This window comes from Paenibacillus sp. SAFN-117, assembly GCF_051966115.1.
GTDB classification, from domain to species: domain Bacteria; phylum Bacillota; class Bacilli; order Paenibacillales; family NBRC-103111; genus Paenibacillus_L; species Paenibacillus_L residui.
Genome location: NZ_JBQCLK010000035.1, coordinates 47,478 through 70,865 on the forward strand (window position 1 = coordinate 47,478; position 23,388 = coordinate 70,865).

Annotated in this window: 21 protein-coding genes and 1 other RNA gene; 17 read left to right on the forward strand and 5 right to left on the reverse strand. The window is 50.2% G+C overall.

Features of this window, described 5'->3' with window-relative positions; all coding sequences use genetic code 11:
- Nucleotides 1-26: 26 nt before the first annotated feature.
- The 3 genes from ACTHRH_RS20300 (at nucleotide 27) to ACTHRH_RS20310 (ending at nucleotide 2,437) form a co-directional block, all read left to right on the forward strand.
- On the forward strand, nucleotides 27-917 hold the full coding sequence (locus ACTHRH_RS20300; RefSeq protein WP_440417395.1) for a LysR family transcriptional regulator: 891 nt from the start codon (nucleotides 27-29) through the stop codon (nucleotides 915-917).
- A 106-nt stretch (nucleotides 918-1,023) separates the two neighbouring features.
- Nucleotides 1,024-1,581, forward strand: a complete 558-nt coding sequence (locus ACTHRH_RS20305; RefSeq protein ID WP_260982163.1) for an NUDIX hydrolase — start codon at nucleotides 1,024-1,026, stop codon at nucleotides 1,579-1,581.
- Nucleotides 1,582-1,693: 112 nt separating this feature from the next.
- A complete protein-coding gene (locus ACTHRH_RS20310; protein WP_379286056.1) occupies nucleotides 1,694-2,437 on the forward strand; it encodes a WecB/TagA/CpsF family glycosyltransferase in 744 nt (247 codons plus the stop codon).
- A 105-nt stretch (nucleotides 2,438-2,542) separates the two neighbouring features.
- Here the strand turns inward: ACTHRH_RS20310 and ACTHRH_RS20315 are convergent, their stop codons facing one another.
- The 3 genes from ACTHRH_RS20315 to ACTHRH_RS20325 all read right to left on the reverse strand — a co-directional run bounded on the left by ACTHRH_RS20315 (nucleotide 2,543) and on the right by ACTHRH_RS20325 (nucleotide 6,386).
- Nucleotides 2,543-3,010 (reverse strand): C40 family peptidase, encoded by a 468-nt coding sequence (locus ACTHRH_RS20315; RefSeq protein ID WP_144939693.1) that lies wholly within the window; start codon nucleotides 3,008-3,010, stop codon nucleotides 2,543-2,545.
- A 575-nt stretch (nucleotides 3,011-3,585) separates the two neighbouring features.
- Complete coding sequence (locus tag ACTHRH_RS20320) at nucleotides 3,586-4,398, reverse strand: hypothetical protein (RefSeq protein ID WP_144939695.1); 813 nt, start codon at nucleotides 4,396-4,398, stop codon at nucleotides 3,586-3,588.
- 11 nt (nucleotides 4,399-4,409) lie between these two features.
- Entirely contained in the window at nucleotides 4,410-6,386 is a 1,977-nt protein-coding gene (locus ACTHRH_RS20325) for a M1 family metallopeptidase (RefSeq protein ID WP_144939697.1), read from the reverse strand.
- A 111-nt stretch (nucleotides 6,387-6,497) separates the two neighbouring features.
- Here ACTHRH_RS20325 and ACTHRH_RS20330 point away from each other — a divergent pair, with 111 nt between their 5' ends.
- Complete coding sequence (locus ACTHRH_RS20330; RefSeq protein ID WP_144939715.1) at nucleotides 6,498-7,001, forward strand: YwhD family protein; 504 nt, start codon at nucleotides 6,498-6,500, stop codon at nucleotides 6,999-7,001.
- 157 nt (nucleotides 7,002-7,158) lie between these two features.
- Here ACTHRH_RS20330 and ACTHRH_RS20335 read toward each other — a convergent pair whose 3' ends face one another.
- Nucleotides 7,159-9,192 carry a transglycosylase domain-containing protein gene (locus tag ACTHRH_RS20335; protein WP_440417396.1) on the reverse strand — a complete coding sequence of 678 codons (2,034 nt, stop codon included), beginning with the start codon at nucleotides 9,190-9,192 and terminating at the stop codon, nucleotides 7,159-7,161.
- Between the two features lie 297 nt (nucleotides 9,193-9,489).
- Here ACTHRH_RS20335 and speE point away from each other — a divergent pair, with 297 nt between their 5' ends.
- The 3 genes from speE (at nucleotide 9,490) to ACTHRH_RS20350 (ending at nucleotide 11,818) form a co-directional block, all read left to right on the forward strand.
- Nucleotides 9,490-10,317, forward strand: coding sequence for a polyamine aminopropyltransferase (gene speE / locus ACTHRH_RS20340; protein WP_144939701.1), 828 nt, complete (start codon nucleotides 9,490-9,492; stop codon nucleotides 10,315-10,317).
- 20 nt (nucleotides 10,318-10,337) lie between these two features.
- Nucleotides 10,338-11,207 carry an agmatinase gene (gene speB, locus ACTHRH_RS20345; protein WP_440417398.1) on the forward strand — a complete coding sequence of 290 codons (870 nt, stop codon included), beginning with the start codon at nucleotides 10,338-10,340 and terminating at the stop codon, nucleotides 11,205-11,207.
- Nucleotides 11,208-11,398: 191 nt separating this feature from the next.
- Nucleotides 11,399-11,818 carry a DUF1934 domain-containing protein gene (locus tag ACTHRH_RS20350; protein ID WP_440417400.1) on the forward strand — a complete coding sequence of 140 codons (420 nt, stop codon included), beginning with the start codon at nucleotides 11,399-11,401 and terminating at the stop codon, nucleotides 11,816-11,818.
- Here ACTHRH_RS20350 and ACTHRH_RS20355 read toward each other — a convergent pair.
- Nucleotides 11,815-12,978, reverse strand: coding sequence for a S8 family peptidase (locus ACTHRH_RS20355; RefSeq protein ID WP_379286048.1), 1,164 nt, complete (start codon nucleotides 12,976-12,978; stop codon nucleotides 11,815-11,817). The two genes, ACTHRH_RS20350 and ACTHRH_RS20355, sit on opposite strands and share 4 nt — an antisense overlap.
- Before the next feature lie 436 nt (nucleotides 12,979-13,414).
- Between ACTHRH_RS20355 and rpoE the strand changes: the two genes are divergently transcribed.
- The 10 genes from rpoE (at nucleotide 13,415) to ffs (ending at nucleotide 23,155) form a co-directional block, all read left to right on the forward strand.
- Nucleotides 13,415-13,945: a DNA-directed RNA polymerase subunit delta gene (gene rpoE, locus ACTHRH_RS20360; protein WP_144939709.1), complete on the forward strand. Its 531-nt coding sequence runs from the start codon at nucleotides 13,415-13,417 to the stop codon at nucleotides 13,943-13,945.
- A 700-nt stretch (nucleotides 13,946-14,645) separates the two neighbouring features.
- A complete protein-coding gene (locus ACTHRH_RS20365; RefSeq protein WP_144941869.1) occupies nucleotides 14,646-16,250 on the forward strand; it encodes a CTP synthase in 1,605 nt (534 codons plus the stop codon).
- A gap of 132 nt (nucleotides 16,251-16,382) precedes the next feature.
- Nucleotides 16,383-16,778: a response regulator gene (locus tag ACTHRH_RS20370; RefSeq protein ID WP_144941870.1), complete on the forward strand. Its 396-nt coding sequence runs from the start codon at nucleotides 16,383-16,385 to the stop codon at nucleotides 16,776-16,778.
- A gap of 199 nt (nucleotides 16,779-16,977) precedes the next feature.
- Nucleotides 16,978-17,832 carry a class II fructose-1,6-bisphosphate aldolase gene (gene fba, locus ACTHRH_RS20375; RefSeq protein WP_144941872.1) on the forward strand — a complete coding sequence of 285 codons (855 nt, stop codon included), beginning with the start codon at nucleotides 16,978-16,980 and terminating at the stop codon, nucleotides 17,830-17,832.
- A gap of 106 nt (nucleotides 17,833-17,938) precedes the next feature.
- A complete protein-coding gene (locus tag ACTHRH_RS20380; RefSeq protein ID WP_144941874.1) occupies nucleotides 17,939-19,192 on the forward strand; it encodes a UDP-N-acetylglucosamine 1-carboxyvinyltransferase in 1,254 nt (417 codons plus the stop codon).
- Between the two features lie 111 nt (nucleotides 19,193-19,303).
- Entirely contained in the window at nucleotides 19,304-20,581 is a 1,278-nt protein-coding gene (rho, locus tag ACTHRH_RS20385; protein WP_144941876.1) for a transcription termination factor Rho, read from the forward strand.
- Nucleotides 20,582-20,688: 107 nt separating this feature from the next.
- Nucleotides 20,689-21,972: a radical SAM protein gene (locus tag ACTHRH_RS20390; RefSeq protein ID WP_144941878.1), complete on the forward strand. Its 1,284-nt coding sequence runs from the start codon at nucleotides 20,689-20,691 to the stop codon at nucleotides 21,970-21,972.
- Nucleotides 21,973-22,161: 189 nt separating this feature from the next.
- Entirely contained in the window at nucleotides 22,162-22,359 is a 198-nt protein-coding gene (gene rpmE / locus ACTHRH_RS20395) for a 50S ribosomal protein L31 (protein WP_144941880.1), read from the forward strand.
- 81 nt (nucleotides 22,360-22,440) lie between these two features.
- The gene (locus tag ACTHRH_RS20400) at nucleotides 22,441-22,827 is read left to right on the forward strand and encodes a hypothetical protein (RefSeq protein ID WP_440417404.1); all 387 of its coding nucleotides are present in this window, start codon (nucleotides 22,441-22,443) and stop codon (nucleotides 22,825-22,827) included.
- Between the two features lie 60 nt (nucleotides 22,828-22,887).
- Nucleotides 22,888-23,155, forward strand: an RNA gene (gene ffs, locus ACTHRH_RS20405) — signal recognition particle sRNA large type.
- The last annotated feature ends 233 nt before the right edge of the window (nucleotides 23,156-23,388 follow it).

The following is a 23,388-nucleotide window of genomic DNA, read 5'->3' on the forward strand; positions in this document are numbered from 1 at the left end:
CTATATATAGAAAGGAAGCCTGGCCAATGGATATTCGACAGCTTGGTTATTTTGTCGAAGTCGCGGAGCAATTAAGCTTCACCAAAGCATCGGAGACATTGCATATTACACAGCCAACGCTGAGCAAGATGGTGAAGCTGATGGAAGAGGAGCTGGGGGTTACGCTGCTCGACCGCTCCACCAAGCAGATGGAGCTGACGGATGCGGGACAGGTCGTGCTATCACAGGCCAAACGGGTGCTGGAGGCCTTCCATAACCTCTCCACTGAATTGAATGATGTTATGGAAATTCGTAAGGGACTGCTTCGAATCGGTTTGCCGCCGATGATCGGCTCGCATTTCTTCCCCGAGGTCATGGGTCAATTTCGCGTAACCTACCCGGGGATAGCGATCAAGATTATCGAAGTGGGGGCCAAGAAAGTGGAAAATGCCGTAGAAAACGGGGAGCTGGATATCGGAGTCATTTTGCTTCCCGCGAGAGAGGAGGAGTTCGAGTATTTCGAAATTGTTCGGGAGGAGTTAATGGTCCTTCTGCCGGCAGATCATCCTTTAGCGACAATGCCCTTCATCCGGTTAGCGGAGTTGAAGGAGGAGTCGTTCATCCTGCTAAGCGAAGATTTCGCCCTGCACTATAGAATCCCAGATGAATGTATCCGTGCGGGCTATCGGCCTAATGTTCTTTATGAAAGCTCACAATGGGATTTCATTAGCGAGATGGTTGCGGCGAAACTGGGTATTTCGCTGCTTCCGCGAACGATCTGCCAAGGTCTGGATCCGAAGCGGATAGCGGTCGTCCCGCTGGTTGAGCCTGCGATTCCATGGAATTTGGGATTGATTTGGAGGAAAAACAAATATTTATCTTTTGCGGCGAGAGAATGGATCCGGTTCACCCGGGAATTGCTGCCTAAACGAGGATGATTGACCGAAATGATTTATTGAAACAATGATGGGCAGCTTGCGGACGTCAGAGGAAGTGCGGCATTTCGGATAGCCATGTAATCGCGGACATGTTAGACTATAGAAAATGAAATTGGAAAATGAAATCGCTGCGGACGGGGTGGATCCATTGCTGCTCAAATATACTATTTGTTATATACGTCATAACGACAGTCTGCTGCTGTTGAACCGTAAATCCCCTCCGGTCATGGGACTGTGGCATGGAGTGGGCGGCAAGATCGAGGCCGGGGAAAGTCCTGCGGATAGTGTGCTTAGGGAAGTGTTGGAGGAAACGGGAATTCATCTGGACCACGTCAGGGACAGGGGCAAGGTCACTTGGACGACACTGGGAGGGACCAGCGGAGGAATGTATGCTTTCCTGGCGGACTTTCCCGGACATTTGGATCCCCAAGCATACATAACTCCCCGCGAGACGGACGAAGGCATCCTGGATTGGAAGCCGATCGGGTGGGTGCTGGATCCGCAAAATAACGGCATTCCGCAGCATGCGCGGTATTATTTGCCCCAACTGTTAGAGGATGGCCCTTCTGCTTATGAGTATTGCTGTACCTTCAAGGACGGAAATTTAATTGATTATTCCGCAGTGCCGTTAATTGCTCAATGGACTGCCTCATCAAGAGAGTAGCCCAAATACTTGACCGAAGGAATGCCCAGTTCTTAGAGCAGTATCTTCATGAGCGGATCAATGATTAGGCGGTGCTTCCGCTGAAGAGCTATCGTTTAGGAGAGAATACAGGATGAGAAGAACAATAGATAAAGTCAATATTATGGGTGTTCCCTTTGCTAAAATTACAATGGAGCAAACCGTACAATTGCTGTCGGAACGGTTGGAAGCCGACGGGGGAGATTTGTTCCAGGTCATAACAGCCAATCCGGAGATGGTGATGCAGCAGCAGCAGGATCATGAGCTGCAGACGATTATTCACGAGGCCGGACTGGTTACCCCCGATGGCATCGGGATTGTTATGGCGGCCAAGTGGAGGGGAAATCCCGTCCCGGAGAGAGTGACGGGTTACGACTTGCTGCTGCGGCTTTTGGAGGCCGGTGACCGGAAGGGTTGGTCCTTCTATTTTCTGGGGACGGATGAGGACACTAACCGGACGGCTGTGGAGACGATCCGGCAGCGGTATCCGGGTGTCAGAATCGCCGGGCGCCATAACGGATTTTTTTCCGAAGAGGAGGAAGGGCAGCTTGTCTCCGAAATTAAGGAGCGGAAGCCGGATCTTCTTATAGTCGCTCTAGGGGTGCCGCGTGCGGAGAAATGGATTTACCGCTACAAGGACCGGCTGGGGGCCAAGCTGGCCATCGGAGTAGGCGGGAGCCTGGATGTCATTGCCGGCAAAGTGAAGGGCGCGCCGGAAATTTGGAAACGTCTCAATCTGGAATGGCTGTATCGGTTAATACGCCAGCCCTCCCGTTGGAGAAGACAGCTTGTGCTGCCGAAATTTGCGATCAAGGCCTATCTTACCCGGAATCGATAAACAAAATTAAAGAATAAAGCCCAGTGCTCCGGAGCTTGTCCGGCCGCGCTGGGCTTTATATTGCTGCTCTCCCCTTCGGAGGGGATGATCCATTGTAATGGACCGTTATTGCTCGGCAGTCAATTTCTTATAATCGTCATCCCCGAGAATTCTGCGGGCAGTGACGTACCGTTTGGCATAATACTTCTCATCCATACGGCTGATCATCACTCCGTCATCGGTCGCGGAATGAGCAAATTCTCCATCTCCCATATAAACGCCGACATGGGAGATTCCTTTGCCGTCGGTGTTGAAGAATACTAAATCACCAACTTTTAGGTCCGCCTTGTCTACCTCGGTACCCTCTTTAGCCTGACTCTTAGAGCTGCGGGACAGCTTGATGTCGAATTTGGCGAACAGATACTGGGTAAACCCGGAGCAATCGAAGCCTTCTTCCGTGGTACCGGCCCATTTGTAAGGGGTTCCGATAAGGGCGTCAACCTCTGCGCTTAGCGGAGTCTCGGCGGAAGCGCTTCCCAACATGAAGCTGAACAATAGTACGAAGCTGAATAAACCGACGACAACTTTCCTCAAAACCTGATGTCTCCTTCCACTTATGCCCGATTTCCGACCGGCTTCCGCTCGGGAAGCCGACTGGCCTGGAAGAAAGTCGGACATTTTGTAGCATTTGTTACAATTTTGCAATAGTAATACACATTCTCCATCGATATAGAAAATCCTTCTGCAAAAAATGAGAAAAAATGTGCCTTCCTCCGGAACTCAGACAATGAACCGTTTTATTCAACAAAAAAAGCAGGCCGGAAGCGAACGGCCTGATCGTATTCAGCCTGCCTTTCCACGATGTTCTCGGTGCAGTACATTGCCAATGAAATTTCGTTTTGACGGGGTAGGGCGTTTATTTAACAAGATGCCAAAAGAGCCCTGCCGCAGCAACCTGCGGAAAGGCTCTAATAGATGGTCGGCATAAACGCTGAGGAATGACGCTTCTGTTCAGCGCGCCCTCAGCGTTTTTCTTCAAATATAAGAAAGTATATTTCATCGGTAAACGCGCCATCCCAAGGACGGCGATAGCCGTTTATCCTTGGCTGTATGCCTACGGATCGTTACGGTGCCGCCAAGCAGCTATAGACGAATCCGGGAAATAGCCGTCAAGCGCTTTGGCTTGTATACCATTGATGCTGGCTCGTAATCCCCCATACCGAAATGAAAGTCTCCGCGAAACGGTAGAGCTGATAAAGAAGCACGGCCCAGAAGCCGGCCCAGACGAAGACAACGGTAAGAACCGTCAGCGAGAGCAGGAAGGAGAGCAGCAGCAGGATCACGGCCATTCCGATAACAGGAAGCAGACCCTTGATCAGACAGGTCATGGACTGAAGCAGCGGGCGGTTGGCCGTTCTTCCGAACTGCAGGTACATAACGGCGAGCCGGACAAGAAATCCGTAGACGAGACAACCGGCGATCCAAGGGAGCAGATTCATCAGAAGGCTTTCGTACGATACGGCTTGTAGAAAGATGCTCTTGACCTTCGGGATAAGAAAATACAGCGGTCCCAGAGTGACGACGGTTTGCAGCAGGTAGTACAGCAAGAAGGACTTGTACAGTTCTTTGATTCCTTTAAAAAATCGATAGCCGTTATTCAAGCGGGTATACTCCACGGAGTAATATAACGCCGCATTGATAAAGGGGGTGAGCAGCATTCTCGCGCCGAGAAGACCGACGAGCAGCCACAGGTAGGGGGAAATCAGGTCCGTCTTCGTCAGTTGGAACTGAATTTCGGCCAGGAAGAGATGGACCCGGTCCGGAGAGACATTCCCCGGATAACGATGCAATAACGGAATGATGACGGATTTCACCAGCTCATACAGAGCGAACCCCCAGGCAAAGCGGTACAGGAACAGAACCAGAACGGCGAATGGCTGTCTTAGGGCTGCCCTCCAGCCCAACTTAATATGCTGCAGCATTACGGGACACCTCACCAGGAGACCCAGCCGAAGACGGTCTCGATAATTTTAACGATACCTGTATTCCAACGAACCTTCCATTTGTCATCAACGCTCGCATTCATGAAATTGTTCATCTTCCGGTTCTCCAGGATCAGGGTATATTCCGGATCAATGACGACCCAGGAGAGCGGGGATGAGTGACTGAGATTATACAAGATCTGGCTTCCCTGGCTGTCCCACAGCTTATCGACTTTGGTGCCGTCCGTGAAATGAAATTGAATGGGCACAGTGTGATGCTGGGCGCCTTTACGCGTAATCAGAACCTCATTATCATACAGATCCGGGCCTGCCGGACGAATGCGGATTTTGTCCACGGAATAATCGATCATTTGGCTGCCGTAGACAAATTGCTGGAAGAAATCTTCCCAGCTCCTTTTGGTAACATCCTCCACCACGCTTTGAAAATCCTTCGTTGTCGGATGACGGAACTTCCAGCGTTGAAAATAAGTTTTCATGATTTTCTTCATCGTATCGGAACCGACTTCCTGCTCGATGGCCATCAGAATCAATTTGCCGCGAATGTAGACATTATCCGCATAATGACTGTGATCATCGTAATCCCAAGCGTTAATGGTCAACGAGGCGGGAGCGGTAATATAGGTGGCTTCCAGGGCCTGTCTCGGTTTAATGCCATATTCCTGTTCCATGACCAGATCTTCCGCATAGGAGGTGAAGCCTTCGTCCAGCCAAGCTTCTTCAAATTCGTTCGAGGCGACCATTCCGTAGAAAAATTGATGCCCGATTTCATGGACGACCACCCTTTCCAGGTTGAGGTCGGCATTATCCTCGGCCGCTCCCCAGGCGGTGATAAGCGTCGGGTATTCCATCCCGCCGGCTCCGTTGGCATTGCCCGGAGGAACTACGATGGATAAGGTCGAGTAAGGATAAGCTCCGTACCATTCGCTGAAGCGGGCCAGAGATTTCTTGGCCGCCTGCAAATAGCGTCCCTTTAATGCTTCATGCTTAGGGTCTAGATACAGCTTGATCTTGACGCCGGGGACGTTCGAGGTGGAGAACGGTTCCTCATAATACTGAAAATTCGGGGAAGCGGCCCAAGCGAAATCATGCACGTCATCTGCGTAGAAGTGATAGGTTTTGATATCGTTCTGAATGACGGGAGCCTGGGTTGGAAAACCGGTCGCTGCTACGGTAAACGTCGAAGGCACCTTAATGATGACATCATAAATTCCGAAATCCGCATAGAACTCGGAATTTCCATGATACTGATGCAGATTCCAGCCTTCGGCCGTTCTCCCGCGCATTCCCTCCGGCTCGTAGACGGCGATTTTGGGAAACCACTGCCCGGCCATATAGAAATCGTCCGCATATCCCATTCGTGCGAATACTTCCGGCAACTGCACCTCAAAATCCATGCTCAGAGTTACCTTCTGTCCGGGAAGTACAGGTGCGGGCAGGGACAGCTTGACCAAAGTCCGGTCATTCTTGTTCCCGTCATCCGGCTGAACATACTCCATCCGGTCGAGCAGATTGGTGCCTTCGGCCGTGGTCACCTTATGTAGAGTCATGCTGCCGTAGCTTCCGGGCTTCTGTTCGTCTTGTCTGAGCTTTCCCGCCGACTCCTGCAAGAAGGTAGTTTTCTTCGACTCGAAGGCATTGGGATACATGTGAAAATAAAGCTCTTCAACCGGAAGCTTCCCCGGGTTCTCCCATGTTAATGATTGGCTCCCCGACAGAGACTTGCTGTCCGGCTGGAGAGCAGCGGAAATATGGTATTCCACAATCCGTCTGCTCATGGGTGGAGGAGCCGAAGGGTCCGGAGCTTTGAGCTGTTGGGGAACCGCATCGTTAAGGATGGGGCCGTGGTTCAGGGTAGTGGTCATGGTATCCCTGTTCCATGTCAGGAGGCGCAGGCCGGCCGTTACCGCGCAGCTTGCAACGACTACAAGCAACCAAATCATAAATGGTTTAGTTAATCTTAGTTTCATTGTTCTCCCCCCGTTGACAAGCATCTACAGCATGTATATGTTTGCAAATGCGGGAATATTAGCTAAAATAAAGAAAGGTATTTCGATTTATAGGAAAAGCGAGTGATGACAATGGAAGAGCAACAGAAGGGCAAGAAGCTTAATGCTTTGAATATAGTCAGCACCAAATATAATCACAGGGGATTCGGAGCCGGCTCCATCGATCTTAGCAACGTGTCCGGCATCATTATTGATGGCGATGAGGCTTACGTGGATGAAGGCACCTTGCATGCGAAGAGTAAAGTGGAGCGCCGCATCCGCTTCTCGGCCAATAAGGAAGATGTGCCTAACGGCCGCAAATGCTGGATCGTATGGGTGGCGGTAGACCGTACGGAAGAAGGCCCGTTTTATGGTGGGCTGGCCGCTTGTGAAATGCTGATTGATTCGGAGGCGAGAAGAGGCTGGAAGATTCTTGCCGATCATGTCAACCGGATGGATAAGGCGATGAAACGGCATGTGCTGGTGGAGAATCTGAATGAGGCGGAGAAGAAGCTGTTGAGGGACTGCCTGATCAACCACAATCCGGAGTGGTGGGAGCGCTCGGGCAGCGAAATCAAGGATGCATTGGCCATCTAATAAGGTATAGACTTCCTCCAACTTTTATTTCGAAATTATGGCGATTGTGTGTCATCCGTTGAGAAGGTTCCACAATCGGGGTATACTATGGAAAGTATATTTGCATCAATATACTAGGACAGCAAAAAAGCAGACGCTTTCGTCTGCTTTTTTGCGTTTATTCATTCCACCATCGCTTCAAATAATCCCACCAGGAATTGTTGCCTGCCGGCTTCTCCGGCTGGGCCGGGGACTTGGATTCTGCGCAGTATTCCTTCGGCTCCGTTCCCTGGACGAATACTTCCAGCCGCGAAGGAGAGCAGGCCTCATTCGCCAACTTCCCGGTAACGGGATCAATATATACGCTGGCCACTCCGTCCGGGATCGGAAACAGCTTCGGCGGCACCGGATCCAGCGTCCTCTCCATGAAATCGGCGAAGATGGGGGCGGCCTTATAGGAGTCGGCGGTTGTTATCGCCTTATTGCGGTCATATCCGACCCAGACGGCCGTGGACAGCTCCGGCGTATAGCCGACCATCCATGCATCGTTGTTCGTCGTTCCGGTTTTTCCCGCTACCGGGCGTTTAAGCACGCTGGATACCCGATTGGCGGTTCCTCCCTGCTCGAATACGCTTTGCATCAGATTGGTCATGACATAAGCATAAGGGGCATCGATAATCCGTTCTTTCTTCGGCTTCGCTTCATACAGAATCCTGCCCCTTGAATTAACGACCTTGAGAACGGCAACCGGCTCCACCCGTATCCCATCATTGGCCATAATACCGAAGGCGGACGCCATCTCGTACGGGCTGACCGGGAAGGTGCCTAGGGCCAGGGAAGGCAGCGGCTCCAAGGGGCTCGTAATCCCCATTCTGCGGGCCAGATCTATAACCTGCTCAGCTCCCACATCCATAATGGTATGAACCGCGTAGATATTGTCCGATTTGGCAATGGCTTTACGCATATCAATATATTCATTCTCGTAATGATTGTTGAAGTTGTTGGGGCGGTAGGTTTTCTTGCCGTCATCGTACACAAATTCCGTCGGCTCGCTTTTATATTGACTGACAGGGGTGAATCCGTTCATTAAAGCAGCCAGGTAGACAAAAGGCTTGAAGGAGGAACCTGGCTGCCGAGTCGTCGTGAACACACGGTTGTATTGGTTCGCATTATAATCCTTGCCTCCGACCATCGCCTTGATATAGCCGTTCCGAGGGTCAATAGAGATAAGCGCCCCCTGCAGCTCCTCATTCGACTTTAGGTGCTTGTTGACGGCTTCCTCGGCGATTTTCTGCGCTCTCAAATCCAAGGTCGTATAGATCCGGATGCCGCCTGTCTCGAATAGAGACTCCTCCAGGTTCAGCTTCTCGCTGACTATCTGTCTGACGTAGTCCTGGAAATAAGGAGCTTCGGATTCCCGGCTCTTGTTGTTCTCCGCGAAAACCAGCTTTTCGGCGGCAGCTTGATCCGCTTCCTGCTGTGTAATGAGATTCTGGGCCACCATCGTATTCAGGATGATTTTCTGCCTCTTAAGAGCATTCTCCATGTTATAGAACGGGGAGAAATATCTGGGTCCTTTAGGCACGCCTGCAAGCAGCGCGCTCTCGGCCAAGGTGAGATCGCTGGCATCCTTGTCGAAGAACAGCCGCGAAGCTGCCTGGACTCCATACGTAGAGTGCCCGTAATAAATTTGGTTCAAATATTGCTCGAGGATCTGATCCTTGCTTAACTGCATTTCCAATTGGAGAGCATAGACGGCTTCCTTAATTTTCCGCGACCAGGTCCGGTCATGGTTCAGGTACAGGTTTCTGGCCAGCTGCTGGGTGATCGTGCTCGCCCCCTGCTGCATGGACATCGTTTTAACATTGGTGACGACGGCGCGGGCGACTCCCCTCGGGTCCACCCCGAAATGTTCGTAGAAGCGCTGATCTTCAATGGCCAGAACCGCTTGGACAAGGTATGGGGAGATATCGTTTAAAGAAACGGCTTGCCGGTTCTGCCCGGCGTGGTAAGAATCGATAAGCTCTCCGTTAATATCATAGATTTCGGATGATTGCAGTACATGAGTGACGGGCAGGGCCTGGGAACGTAAATAAAGCAGCAGCAGAACGGTTCCGGCCGCAAACAGAATCAGGAAGGAAAACAGCAAAGAAAACCATTTGCGGATTCTCCTTATCCAGCGCAAATGGGGCTCCGCTTCTTTGTCCTGCATCGCCATTACCTCCTCTTCTGCCGTAGCATCTATACTTCTAGTATGGAAAAGGTTGGGACTTGATATTCAATCTCATCCGGATTTTCTGCAGGACATACTATTTGGCTGAAAATAACATTTTGTAAACACGGCCGTTTATCCTTAAAATGGAGTTTTTCTCATTGCAATTTCAGCGCGATTTACTATAATACAATTGTTGCTTTGTTCGTCTGACGTTAAAATTTCGCTGAAGAGGAAAAGTAATAGAAGGTTATGCGGACATGAGTCTGTTCAATACAGGAAAAGAGGGATAGGACAATGGAGCTGTGGTATACCGAGAAGCAAACGGAATATTTCGGCATTACGGCAAAAATTAAAGAAACGCTGGTTGCGGAGAAGACGGAATTTCAGGATCTGGCCATTATCGATACGGTCGAATTTGGACGGATGCTTGTTCTGGATGGAATGGTGATGACTACCGTTAAGGATGAATTTGTTTATCATGAAATGGTAGCCCATCCCGCGCTTTACACACACCCGAATCCCAAGAAGGTGCTTGTGGTTGGCGGTGGTGACGGGGGGGTTATTAGGGAGATAATGAAGCATCCCGAAGTGGAGAAGGCTGTGCTGGTCGATATCGACGGCAAGGTCATCGAATATTCCAAGAAGTTCCTCCCGGAAATTGCCTGCGAATTGGATAACCCCCGGGTCGAAGTGATAGTCAATGACGGGTACATGCACATTCATGACCACAAGAACGAGTATGATGTCATTATGGTTGATTCCACGGAGCCGGTTGGCCCGGCCGTAGAGCTGTTCACCAAAGGCTTCTATCAAGGGATTTATGACGCGCTTAAGGACGACGGAATTTTCGTGGCGCAAACCGACAATCCGTGGTTCAAGGCGGACCTTATCCGCAACGTTAACCGCGATGTGCGTGAAATTTTCCCGGTGGTGCGCGTTTATTGGGCGAACATTCCTACTTATCCGAGCGGTCTGTGGACCTTTACCATTGGCAGCAAAAAGTATGATCCGCTTGCTGTTGACGAAAGCACCATTCCTGAAATCAATACGAAATACTACTCCCCGCGAATCCATAAAGCGGCCTTCGCGCTGCCTAAATTCGTGGAAGAGCTTTGTAAATAACGACAGGGGGACGTGGCCAAATGCGCTTTAACGACGCTTACTCAGGGAATGTCTTTATTGCCAGCTCCCCGGATTACGAAAACTCCAAAGCAGTGATCTACGGCATGCCGATGGATTTCACGGTCAGCTTCCGCCCGGGATCGCGATTCGGCCCGGCCCGGATCCGGGAAGTGTCTATCGGCTTGGAGGAATACAGCCCTTATCTGGATGCCGATCTGGCGGATGCCTCCTATTTCGATGCGGGAGACCTCCCGCTGCCCTTCGGCAATCCGGCCCGCAGTCTGGATATGATCGGCGATTATATTAGAGGATTGCTGAACGACGGCAAATTTCCGCTCGGCTTGGGCGGGGAGCATCTTGTCTCCTGGCCCATTATCCGCGAAATGTATGCCAAATACCCGGATCTTGCGCTGATCCATATCGATGCACATGCCGATTTGCGGGAGCAGTATGAAGGCGAGCCGCTTTCCCATTCGACGCCGATCCGCAAGGCCGCGGAATTGATCGGCGGCGGCAATGTCTATCAATTCGGCATCCGCTCCGGGACGCGCGAGGAGTTCGAGTATGCCCGCCGGAATCTCCATATGTACCCGTTCGACGTTCTGGAGCCGCTTCGTCAAGTGCTTCCCGAGCTCGCCGGCCGGCCTGTTTATGTAACGATCGATATTGACGTTCTGGACCCGTCCGCGGCGCCGGGAACGGGTACGGCGGAAGCCGGCGGCATTACTTCCAAGGAGCTGCTGGCGGCCATTCATGCCATTGCCTGCTCCGATCTGCGAGTAGTGGGTGCCGACCTGGTAGAGGTGGCCCCGGTCTACGATCCCAGTGAGCAGACACAGATTGTCGCTGCCAAGCTGGTTCGTGAGATGCTTCTCGGGTTTGTTAAATAATCAATGTAAGCTCATAAAGATGAACAAAGGATTAAGGCTGCGCCTTAATCCTTTGTTCATCCGTACCTATTAATCGGTTCAGTCAAGGGCCGAATAGCCCGGTGTTTGTAATATAAGCTGAGGTGTTGACAGAAACTTGACAAGGGGACAGCGATCCGTCGCAGGAGCCCCCTTGGAAGGAGTGAACAGACATGGCTGCACATAAAGAAATCCGGCTTACCGTCAGAAGCTTGCAAGAAGATGAGGAGACCAGCAGGACGTTTACAGCCGCATGGTACCCCAAAGAGAAGAACGGCTACATCCGATATCAGGAAGAGGAGTCGGATATGGGCAATACAACGACGACAGTCAAGGTCGGACGAGAGGAAATTAAAGTGATCCGGCATGGCGATTTGCAATCCGAACAGACCTTCATTCTCCATCGATGGATTCCGGGGTTCTATCGCACCCAACAGGGAATTATTCATCTGGAGACTTATACTCACCGTCTGGCTGTCCATCTCGTCGACGGCATAGGCAAGATATGCTGGGATTATGAGCTGCGTGTTCAAGGCAGCAGTGCCGGGCGCTTCAGCTTGACGCTCGACACGGAGCCCGCTTTGCTTCATTAGGACATGACGGTTCGGACCGCTTGCAGAGCATTGATCTCCCCGGTATCCAAGGAGGTGGATCTTTTGCTCTGAATGGCGGAAGAGCTTTTCTTCAACAGGTCCTTCACCGTCCTGGTGGACATTTTCCCGCGAACCGCCATCATCATGGCGATCACTCCCGAAACATGGGAAGTAGCCATTGAGGTGCCGCTTAACTCATGGTATTTACCATTTAACCAACATGAATAAATCTTATCTCCCGGAGCATAGATATCGATCGTTTTGCCCCGATTGCTGAATCGGGCTACTTTCCGGTTTTTCGTAGTCGCTCCGACCGCTATCGTATACGGGAATTTGGCCGGATAATCAATCCGTCCGCTACGTCCGTCATTGCCGGAGGAAGCGACAATGATAACCCCTGCCTCATAAGCTTTGCGAATCGTATCCTCCAATGCCTTGCTGCTGTTCTTCATCCCGAAGCTCATGTTGATAATATCGATGCGGTTGCGGATGCACCATTCGATACCGAAGATGATATCGGAGATGAAGGCTGTGCCGTTATGATCGAAGGCCTTGACAGCATATAAGGACGCATTGGGAGCGACGCCGACAATGCCCTTTCTCTGGGAGGAGGCTGCTATGGTCCCCGAGATATGGGTTCCATGTCCATTATCGTCTCTCGGCAGAAGATGGCGGTAGATGACGTTGACGCCGCCGGCCACATTTCGTTGAAGGTCGGGATGCATGTAATCGACTCCGGTGTCTATTACCGCAATTTTAATCTTATGTCCGGTAGAACGTGCCCAGGCGGTAGGGGCTTTAATTTGCCGAACCCCCCATGGAATGAATTGCTCGTCGACACGAAATTTCGCTTGAGAGCGCGAACGCGTCGATGAAGAAGAGGCGGCATGGATAACAGCCTGCTTGCGGTCTTCCTCGATCGACACCGTATCCGAATAAGAGCTCAGTTCGCTGGCGGAACGAAGAAAGCAGGAAAAGCCTTGAATGGAAGGTAACGGTTGAAGGAAAGGAAGTGCATCCAGGGACGGTTTCAGCTGGCTGATCAGATTAAGACAATTCAAGTATTCCCTCTTGGACTTGAATCGGATGATATGCCTCGAGGAATCCGCTCCTCTGTATTGCAGCTCATCATGTATCCAATAGATAAGATCCCTTTCCATCTGTGAATTTCCCCTTTGCCGCATGAGATCCATATGCTGCTGTTTGGAAGAGATTCTTCCTGTGCTGCTGGAATATGAATTGGAGTCATGACGCGATATTCGTTTTTCATATCCTATGTAAGGGGTCTTCCCCCCGCATCGGATGGTCGCCCGCTTTTGGATAATTCAGCGCTAAACCGTGTCATTCGTTCCCGTTTCACATAGGATGAAGAGAGGGATCATTTGCTGGCCCTTGATATAAGTACAAGGCGGTGACGGGTAGGTCACCGTTCGGGATTTACAGTCGTAAGCGGAGGCGCAGTTTGGCCTCCGCTTAAATTATTTTTTTTGAGGGTGTATAGAGTTGCATTTTTGAATAAAATAGGTTTTACTTAAGGATGATAATTGGGGAAAATTAGATCGTTTGCAGTGAATATGTACGGAAGGAAGTGTTCGAATGAGCAGCCAATTTACGCTCCAGATTGCGCCAGAGCAAGCCAAGGAAATGCCGATGGTAGATTTGGCCTTTATGGTATTGAAGGCGGCTAATACGCCGTTCTATTATCGTGATTTGATGCAGGAGATCGCGAAGATAAAGGGATTTTCCGAAGAGGAGGTCATGCAGGTCATCGCGCAGCTGTATACCGAAATCAACGTCGATGGCCGTTTTGCATGCGTAGGCAACAATCTGTGGGGACTCAAAAGATGGTACCCTGTCGATACCAAATCGGATGATGGCGTGGGCAGCGCCAAGCGTCCAAGAATTATTAACGATGACGACGATCTGGATGAAGAGGATGAATTCCCTGAGGAGGAAGAAGAAGTCTACAGTGAAGAAGACTTCGATACCTACGATGAGGATCGTGAAGATATAGACGCTGAAGAAGAGGAAGAAGAATTCTACGAAGATGATGAAGAAGAGGATGCCGAACTGGATGAAGAAGAAGACGAGGACTTTGGGGATTCCGAAGAGGAAGAAGACCAGTAACACGTCTACCTTGAAAATCCGTCTATTTTACCGTCTGCAGGCATCGTTGCAAGCGGAGCGGCACGTCTAACTGTATTTTGTACAGGTAGATTCAAGCGAATGGGCGAAAATGATCAAACTAACTGGATAAACTACAGTTAAAATGGGCAACTTTGGGCGAAACGGCTGTTTTGGCGCAAACTAGCTGTAGGTTTTCCAGTTAGTTTCCATATTTCTTCCGAATATAGAAATCTAACTGTATGAAATCCATCTAGTTTTCAAATTTCACACTATTGAAGCAATTCAACTCTATTCTACCTTGAAAATCCATCCATTTTCATCATCTGATGGTGCCGCGGTCAGCGGCATGGGGGTCTAAATGGGAATTTCACCCACGGCACAGCTCCGTGCTCGCGTTACTTGACAAGCCGTAACGTGACAGAGTAAACTATAGCATGGGCTAGAAAATTAGCATGATTTTTATACACAATTCTAACTAAAGTGCCCCGTGTCAACGGGTGTCACTTTTTATTTTTTTAGCCGGATAATAAGGGGTGCGGTGAGGCTTTGCCGCGGAGGAGAGGATCAACTTTCGCTTGGGTGGCGAAGCTTGATTTTTTTCTATGGAGTGAATGTGGGAATAACAATCTTAAACGTTGGCAGACGTCCAATTCAATTACATCATGTCAGTGTCAGGAGATCACGCAGGAGGTAAAACATTGTGACCAAATACATTTTTGTAACAGGCGGCGTCGTTTCATCCCTTGGCAAAGGGATTACTGCTGCTTCTCTGGGAAGATTGCTTAAAAACCGGGGGTTAAAGGTGACGATTCAGAAATTCGATCCTTATATTAATGTCGACCCGGGAACGATGAGTCCATACCAGCACGGAGAAGTATACGTGACGGATGACGGCGCGGAGACCGATTTGGACCTCGGCCATTACGAGCGCTTTATCGACATCAATTTAACCAAGAACAGCAATGTGACGACAGGCAAAATCTATTCCTCTGTCATTTCCAAGGAACGGAGAGGGGAGTATCTGGGCGGGACCGTACAGGTCATCCCCCATATTACCAACGAGATTAAAGAACGGGTATTCCGGGCGGGCAAGGAAGCCAAATCCGACGTAGTCATAACCGAAATCGGGGGAACGGTCGGAGATATTGAGAGCCTGCCTTTCCTCGAAGCGATCCGCCAGATCAAAAGTGACATCGGAAGGGAAAATGTAATGTACATCCATGTTACATTAATCCCTTACATCAAAGCGGCCGGCGAGGTCAAGACGAAGCCGACACAGCACAGTGTCAAGGAGCTGAGAAGCATCGGCATCCAGCCCCATATCATCGTCTGCCGTACGGAACATCCTCTTGCGGAAGATTTGAAAAGAAAGATCGCATTGTTCTGCGATATTGACGCCAATGCAGTAGTGGAATGCCTGGATGCTGACACGCTTTATGAGATCCCGTTAATGATGAGGGATCAAGGACTGGATGAGATCGTCGTCAACCACTTGAAGCTGAATTGCGGTAAGCCGGATATGACGGAATGGGAACAGATGGTGGAGAAGGTTAAGGGGCTTAAGCACCAGACTGAAATCGCCATTGTCGGTAAATACGTAGCCCTTCATGATGCTTATTTGAGCATCGTCGAGGCGTTGTCCCATGCCGGATTTGACAGCGAGACGGAAGTGAAGATCCGTTGGGTTGATGCGGAGGAAGTCCAGGAAAGCAACGTGGATGAAGTTCTGCGCGGAGTGCATGGCATTCTCGTGCCCGGCGGATTCGGGGATAGAGGCATCGAAGGGAAAGTAGCGGCGATTAAGTATGCGCGGGAGAAGCAGATTCCGTTCTTCGGCATTTGTCTCGGCATGCAGGTCGCTGTGGTGGAATTTGCCCGTTCCATTGCCAAGCTGGAAGGAGCCAACAGCTCTGAGATTAATCCGACCACTCCTTACCCGGTTATCGACCTGCTTCCGGAGCAGAAGGATATCGAAGATCTTGGGGGAACCATGCGGCTCGGATTGTATCCTTGCAAGCTGGCAGCCGGATCGCTGGCCTTGCGCTGCTATCAGAAAGAGCTGGTTTACGAAAGACACCGCCATCGTTATGAATTCAATAACGAATATCGCGAACTGATTGAAAAGGCGGGCCTTAAAATATCGGGCACCTCTCCGGACGGACGATTGGTAGAAATTATTGAACTGCCGGATCATCCTTGGTTCCTGGCTGTTCAGTTCCATCCGGAATTCACATCCCGGCCGAACCGGTCCCAGCCGCTGTTCCGGGAATTTGTGAAGGCTGCATTTAACTATTCCGGGATGTAAATATCGGGGCAGCCAGGCTGCCCTTCAGGCAAGGAATGTAAAAAATAATCTGGCTGGCAGAAGGAAATGCTCCTTCGGTTGTCGAATGTAAATCATTAACATGATCATCGGTTTCCGGAGGAGGTTATTTTGTTGGACAAGAAGAAGTTGCTGATTGTTGATGACCAGAATGGCATACGTGTATTGCTAGTAGAAGTATTCAACAGTGAAGGCTACCAAACTTTCCAAGCTTCGAACGGTAAGCTGGCCCTGGATATTGTTAGGAAGGAACCTCCCGATCTGGTCCTTTTGGATATGAAGATTCCCGGAATGGACGGTTTGGACATTCTCAGACATATTAAACAAATCGATTCCTCGATAAAAGTCATTATGATGACGGCGTACGGTGAATTGGATATGATTAAAGAAGCGACAGACTTAGGGGCATTGATGCACTTTACCAAGCCTTTCGATATTGATGAGCTTCGGGTAGCGGTTAATTCCCAGATGGGTCTTTCGTCTTCTCACGATTATGCTGTCGGATCCTGAATAAGGATCTTTTTTTCCGCCTCTTTACAAACGGGGATTTGCTTCCGTCCAGACTCTAAGGCCGGTTTACGTCAGTCCCTGTCGGCGGTGCATAATCTTCAATTTACCATTCACCGTTTTAATGTGATATAATAGCTCAGTAATTGGTCGCGGACAATCCGGCCTTTCACTCTTTCACACTACAAGGGAGGACAAGACTATGCCTTTGGTTTCAATGAATGAATTTTTACCCAAAGCTAAAGCAAACCGCTTTGCTGTCGGTCAGTTCAATATGAACAACCTGGAGTTTGCCCAAGCCATTATGCAAGCTGCTATGGAGTTAAACTCTCCGTTTATCTACGGTGTCAGCGAAGGCGCTTTGAAATATATGGGGATGGAGTACACGGTAGCTATTGCGGAAGCGGCAGCCAAGAAATCGGGTCTTCCGATTGCTCTGCACCTGGACCACGGCAGCAGTTTCGAGGTGGCCATGGAGTGTATCCGCGCCGGATTCAGTTCGGTTATGTTCGACGGCTCCCACTATCCGTTTGAGGAAAATATTCGTCTGACGAAAGAGGTCGTGAAAGCGGCCCATGCAATGGGAGTTTCGGTAGAAGGAGAGCTCGGAACGATCGGCGGAGTGGAAGACGATATCAGCGTGGATGAAGCCGATGCAAGCCTGGCCAAGCCGGAGGAAGCGATTCGTTTCTACGAAGAGACCGGCGTGGATTGCCTGGCAATAGCGGTAGGAACGGCACACGGAATGTACGCCGGTGAGCCTAATATCCGCTTCGACATCATCCGGGAAGTGGCCGATGCCATTCCTGTTCCGATAGTTCTTCATGGCGGTTCCGGCGTACCGGATGAGGCCATTCGCAAAGCTATTGAAGCCGGTGTTGGCAAGATCAACGTCAATACGGAAAATCAGGTAGCTTGCACGAATGCCATTCGTGAAGTTTTGGCCAAGGATGCGAAGGTTTACGATCCCCGTAAATACTTGACTCCTGCCCGTGCAGCAATGGTAGAAGTCGTCAAATCGAAAATGGTGCTGTTCGGAAGCAATAATCAAGCCTAAGTTGTGACGGCTCATGTTCATTAAGGGAACTGCGTTCCAGTAACAGGCGCAATTCCCTTAATGTCTTTGCGTTGCCGTGCACAGAGGTAGGAGGAAAGCAATAGGAATGAATAAATTGATGATAGCAGGCGGGCGGCCCCTGCGCGGCACGGTTTCGATTAGCGGGGCCAAGAACAGCGCGGTTGCTCTCATTCCAGCTGCAATTCTTGCAGAGACCACGGTAACATTGGACAACCTGCCTGCGATAAGCGATGTCGCCATTTACATGGAGCTGTTAACGGAGCTGGGGGCTTCTATTGAATGGCAGGGTGATCAGATGATCATTCATCCTGAAGGTCTAAGATCTATTCCGCTTCCTAACGGGAACGTCAAAAAGCTGAGAGCTTCATATTATTTAATGGGAGCTCTGCTCGGCCGGTTCGGCGAGGCGGTAGTCGGCCTGCCCGGAGGCTGCAACTTCGAACCGCGGCCCATCGATCAGCATATTAAAGGTTTTGAAGCGCTCGGAGCCGAAGTGACTAATGAAGGCGGTGCCATTCACCTGCGGGCGAAGCAGCTTCGCGGCGCCAGAATCTATCTGGATGTCGTCAGCGTGGGGGCTACCATCAATATTATGCTGGCAGCGGCGCGGGCCAAGGGTGTAACGATTATCGAGAATGCCGCCAAAGAACCGGAGATCATTGATGTAGCTACGTTATTGAGCTCGATGGGAGCACGCATTAAAGGTGTGGGCACCGAAACGATCCGCATCGAAGGCGTAGATTCTCTCCATGGCTGCCGACACTCTATTATTCCTGATCGGATCCAGGCCGGCACGTATATGATTGCAGCGGCGGCCACCCGCGGGGATGTTCTGGTGGACAACGTCATTCCGAAGCATATGGAGGCAGTAACAGCCAAGCTGCAGGAAATGGGCGTTATCATTGAAGAACTGGACGAGTCGATTCGGGTTATCGGTTCTCCGGAGTATGCTCAAGTGGACGTCAAAGCTTTGATTTATCCTGGCTTTGCCACCGATATTCAATCTCCCATGGCCAGCTTGTTGACTCAAGCCAAGGGGACGAGCATTCTGACCGATTACGTGTACAGCAACCGGTTTAAGTATGTTCCCGAGCTTGTGCGTATGGGGGCCAGAATCAAGCTTGAGGGCCGATCTGCCATTATTGAAGGCGGAGTTCCTCTGTCGGGAGCCAAAGTAACGGCGACCGATCTTCGTGCAGGAGCCGCGCTTGTCGTGGCGGGACTCACGGTCACTTCCGGCATTACGGAAGTAAGCGGGCTTGAATATATTGAGAGAGGCTACGATAATCTGGTAGAGAATCTGTCCATGCTGGGAGCAGAGGTCTGGAGGATGGAATAGACTGATTTTACTTAACCTGTCAGGGTAACAGGCACGGGGCAGGACTCAATCAGGGAATAATTGGGTATACTAATCTTGCTTTTAAAATTTCATAGTGTGGTGGTCAAATCAATGGATATGCAGCTGGCGCAGCTTGAAGCGCTCAAGTTAACTGATTTGTATAAACTGGCCAAGACGCATCAAATTCCTTACTACGGCCAGATGAAGAAGAAGGAACTGATTTTCTCCATACTTAGAGCACAGGCAGAAAAGGGCGGCCTTATGTTCATGGAAGGCGTCCTTGAAATTTTGCAGGAAGGATTCGGTTTTCTCAGGCCGATCAACTATCTGCCCAGTTCCGAAGACATCTATATTTCCGCTTCTCAAATCCGCAAATTCGACTTACGATCGGGTGATTTGGTTTCCGGTAAATGTCGTCCTCCCAAAGAAAATGAAAGATATTTCGGTCTTCTGCAAGTCGAGGCGGTCAATGGGGAAAAGCCCGAGACGGCGGCCGAAAGGCTGCACTTCCCTGCCCTAACTCCTCTATATCCGCAGCAGAAAGTGGTTCTGGAAACATCTCCTTCCATTCTTTCAACCCGAATCATGGATTTATTGAGTCCCGTAGGCTTAGGACAACGGGGATTGATAGTAGCACCGCCTAAAGCGGGCAAAACCTTGCTGTTAAAAGAGATTGCCAATAGCATATCCACTAATTATCCGGATATCGAGCTGTTCGTCCTGCTCATCGATGAAAGACCGGAGGAAGTGACCGATATGCAGCGTTCGGTTAAAGGTGAGGTAGTAGCTTCCACATTCGATGAGCTGCCGGAGAACCATATTAAAGTCGCGGAGCTTGTTCTGGAGAGAGCTCAGAGATTGGTGGAGCATAAGAAGGATGTTGTCATTCTGCTGGACAGCATCACCCGTTTGGCCCGGGCATACAACCTGGTCATTCCCCCTTCGGGAAGAACCTTATCCGGGGGTATAGATCCGGGGGCATTCCACCGGCCTAAGCGCTTCTTTGGCGCGGCGCGGAATATCGAGGAGGGTGGAAGTCTGACGATTTTGGCTACCGCCTTGATTGAAACGGGCTCCCGTATGGACGATGTGATCTATGAAGAATTTAAGGGAACGGGAAATCTGGAGCTTCATCTGGACCGCAAGCTGGCCGAGCGCAGAGTGTTCCCTGCTATCGATATTCGCAGATCGGGAACCCGCCGCGAGGAAATGCTTATGAGCAAGGAAGAGCTGGAGAAAATCTGGGCACTCCGCAAAAATATGCAGGAATCCCATGAGTTTGTCGAGGCGTTCCTCAAGAAGCTCAAGGAAACCAAAACGAACAGCGAGTTTCTGGAAACTTTGGAAACCCAACCCAACGGGAAAAAGGTTAAAAACTCCGCTTCCTAAAAGTGAAGGACACATCATTGGATGAAGCGTCCGGATTGCGGTTCGTGAATATACACTTCAATAAGTAACTTGCATCACCGATGGTGACGAGATAAAGGGGCACTACAATGAATTTGGTATATGCGGATTCAGACGGCAATGTATATGATCATCCCGATTTGCTGGCACTTGGCCGCAGCGGGGATATGGTCGTGGAAATTATGGAAGACGAGCTGATCCCGCTTCCGGAGGGAGCGACATTGGTCAGTTTGCCCTCCACCCGTCCGGTCTGTATGGATCCGAAGACCGGCGAAATGAAAGCGATGGACGGCTCATTCGCTGCGGTGGGGGCGCTGCTGCCGCAAGGGTTTACCCGTCTTCTGCTGCCGGGCTATGTGAAGAAGGATCGGTCTGCGGTGCTTCCTCTGTTCGGATATACGGCTGTGGTTTGGAAAGAGGATGGATTCTATGTGGCGGCCCGTCAGAGCGACGATCCGTATCGCTGGAATCCGGTCAACTGTGATCCGGATCTGTTGGAGCAGCAGGTATCGGACCGGCTGGATAAATATCCCGAGAACCGGCTGTATAAACATTTGTCCAAGTGTGCTTTGGAATATGAATGCTTGACGGCATCCAATACCTTCCTTAATCGTTGGGAGGGCGCGGTCCCTGTCTCCTATTCCTGTAATGCCGGTTGCTTCGGGTGTATTTCGGAACAGCCGGAGGACAGCGGATTCGTAGCGCCGCAGACCCGGATGAATTTCAAGCCGACGGTGGAAGAAATCGTGCAAGTGATGCTGGAGCAGCTGACTTCGCCAGACAGTATCATCAGCTTCGGGCAGGGCTGCGAGGGTGAACCCTCTACGCAAGCGGCCCTGATTATACCGGCCATTCGTGAAGTTCGCCGCATTACGGATATGGGCTATATTAACATCAATACGAATGCCGGGCTGACGGACTTCATCCGCGGAATAGTGGATGCAGGCCTGGATATGATGCGTGTCAGCACGATCAGCGCGCTTGACGAGCATTATAATGCTTACTATAAACCTCGCCGGTATACTTTGGCCAATGTGGAAAAGTCTTTGAAGTATGCATCGGATAAAGGAGTATTAACGTCTATCAATTATTTGATCTTCCCCGGGGTGACGGACCGGGAAGAGGAAATCGAAGCGATGATAGGCTTCGTACGCAGAACGGGCCTGAAATTGATTCAGCTTAGAAATTTGAACATCGATCCAGAGGCATATCTGAATATAATTCCCGCTCCGCAGGGAGAGATCCTGGGGATGAAGCAGATGATTGAAATCTTCCAGGAGGAACTGCCGGATGTGGCCATCGGCTCCTATTCCCATACTCCGGAAGGACTGCGGAAGAAGAGAGTGTTGGATCGCAGCGGAGGAACTCCATAAAAGTTTTCCGGATAAGCGGGTATCCTTCGAGTTTGCTCACTGTATAAAAGTCGAATCTGAACCGCAGACCGCTCGGAATTGTCAATGATAGACTCTTGCGCAACAAAAATGGTTTTGATATAATCCGTTTATGTGTCCATTTACTCTGGATCGACGTTTAAGATTCAGGGCGGAAAGAGGTGAAAGATTGTGAAAGAAGCTATTCATCCAAATTACCATGTAACTACGGTCACTTGCGCTTGCGGGAACACCTTTGAATCCGGGTCCGTAAAGCAGGAGCTCCGCGTGGAAATTTGCTCTAACTGCCATCCGTTCTTCACCGGCAAGCAGAAATTTGTCGATGCTGGCGGACGTGTAGATAAATTTAAGAAGAAATACGGAATGTAATATCCGGCAATTTCCTTTTGGGAAATGGATTAACACACCTCTCTAAGGTCATTCTAAGACCAAGGGAGGTGTTTGTTTATTATGAACAGAACCGGAGTGTTAGTCGGGGCGATATCCGTTATTTGTCTTTCCTTACTTGTGACCGGTTGCGGAAATAACGGAGTAAGGGCAAGAAGTTATCCGGATGATGGGTTACTGGGTGCGACAAGCGCCAATCCCAATTACCCGACAAGCCCAACCTATCATAATTATTCTGCCGACCGGCGAATGGTTAATCATGCGCTCAGGGAGATCGGCGGGATTCAAAATACTCGGACCGTCTTCAATGGCCGGCGCCTGGACATAACGGTCTATGTACCGAGGGATACGAGCCAGGAAGAATACCAGAGGATTGAAGCCCAGGCCCTGGAAGCGGTCAGCTATATGCTGCCCAGATACGACGTCAGGGTTAATGTGAGACGCCAATAGCTGATTTATCCAAAAACCGATAGTTGATATTTGCCGCTCAATCCGCTATACTTATTCATGCCGTGCTAGACGGGGAGGTAGCGGTGCCCTGTAACCTGCAATCCGCTGCAGCAGGGTTGAATTCCTGTTAGAGGTCTTGTTAATGTAAGGTCTGACGGATGTTTGTCAGTGTTGACGGTCAGGTCCTTCGCAATGAACGCTTGTGAACCCGGTCAGGTTCGGAAGAAAGCAGCCGTAAGCAAGATGCTTCATGTGCCGAAGGAGTGCCTAGCCTGAGCTGACGATGTTCGTTCCGCTTGGATTGCAATGATCGATAGCAGGTGCACGGTTTAATATTAAATGTAGAGCAGCACTTCAATGCCGATAATATCGGATTGAAGTGTTTTTTTGTTGTCCGGAAGGAATTTAAAACCGTAGATCGAATGTTTATACGTGTAAACTACCGCTATGTAACCAAAACGTAAAGAGAGATTGCGTTCCGTACTTTAACTTCCAAAAGCGAGGTTCAACTCCACCGTCTTTAGACGGTATCCGCTTTTAGCCCTACAGGATCTGGAAATA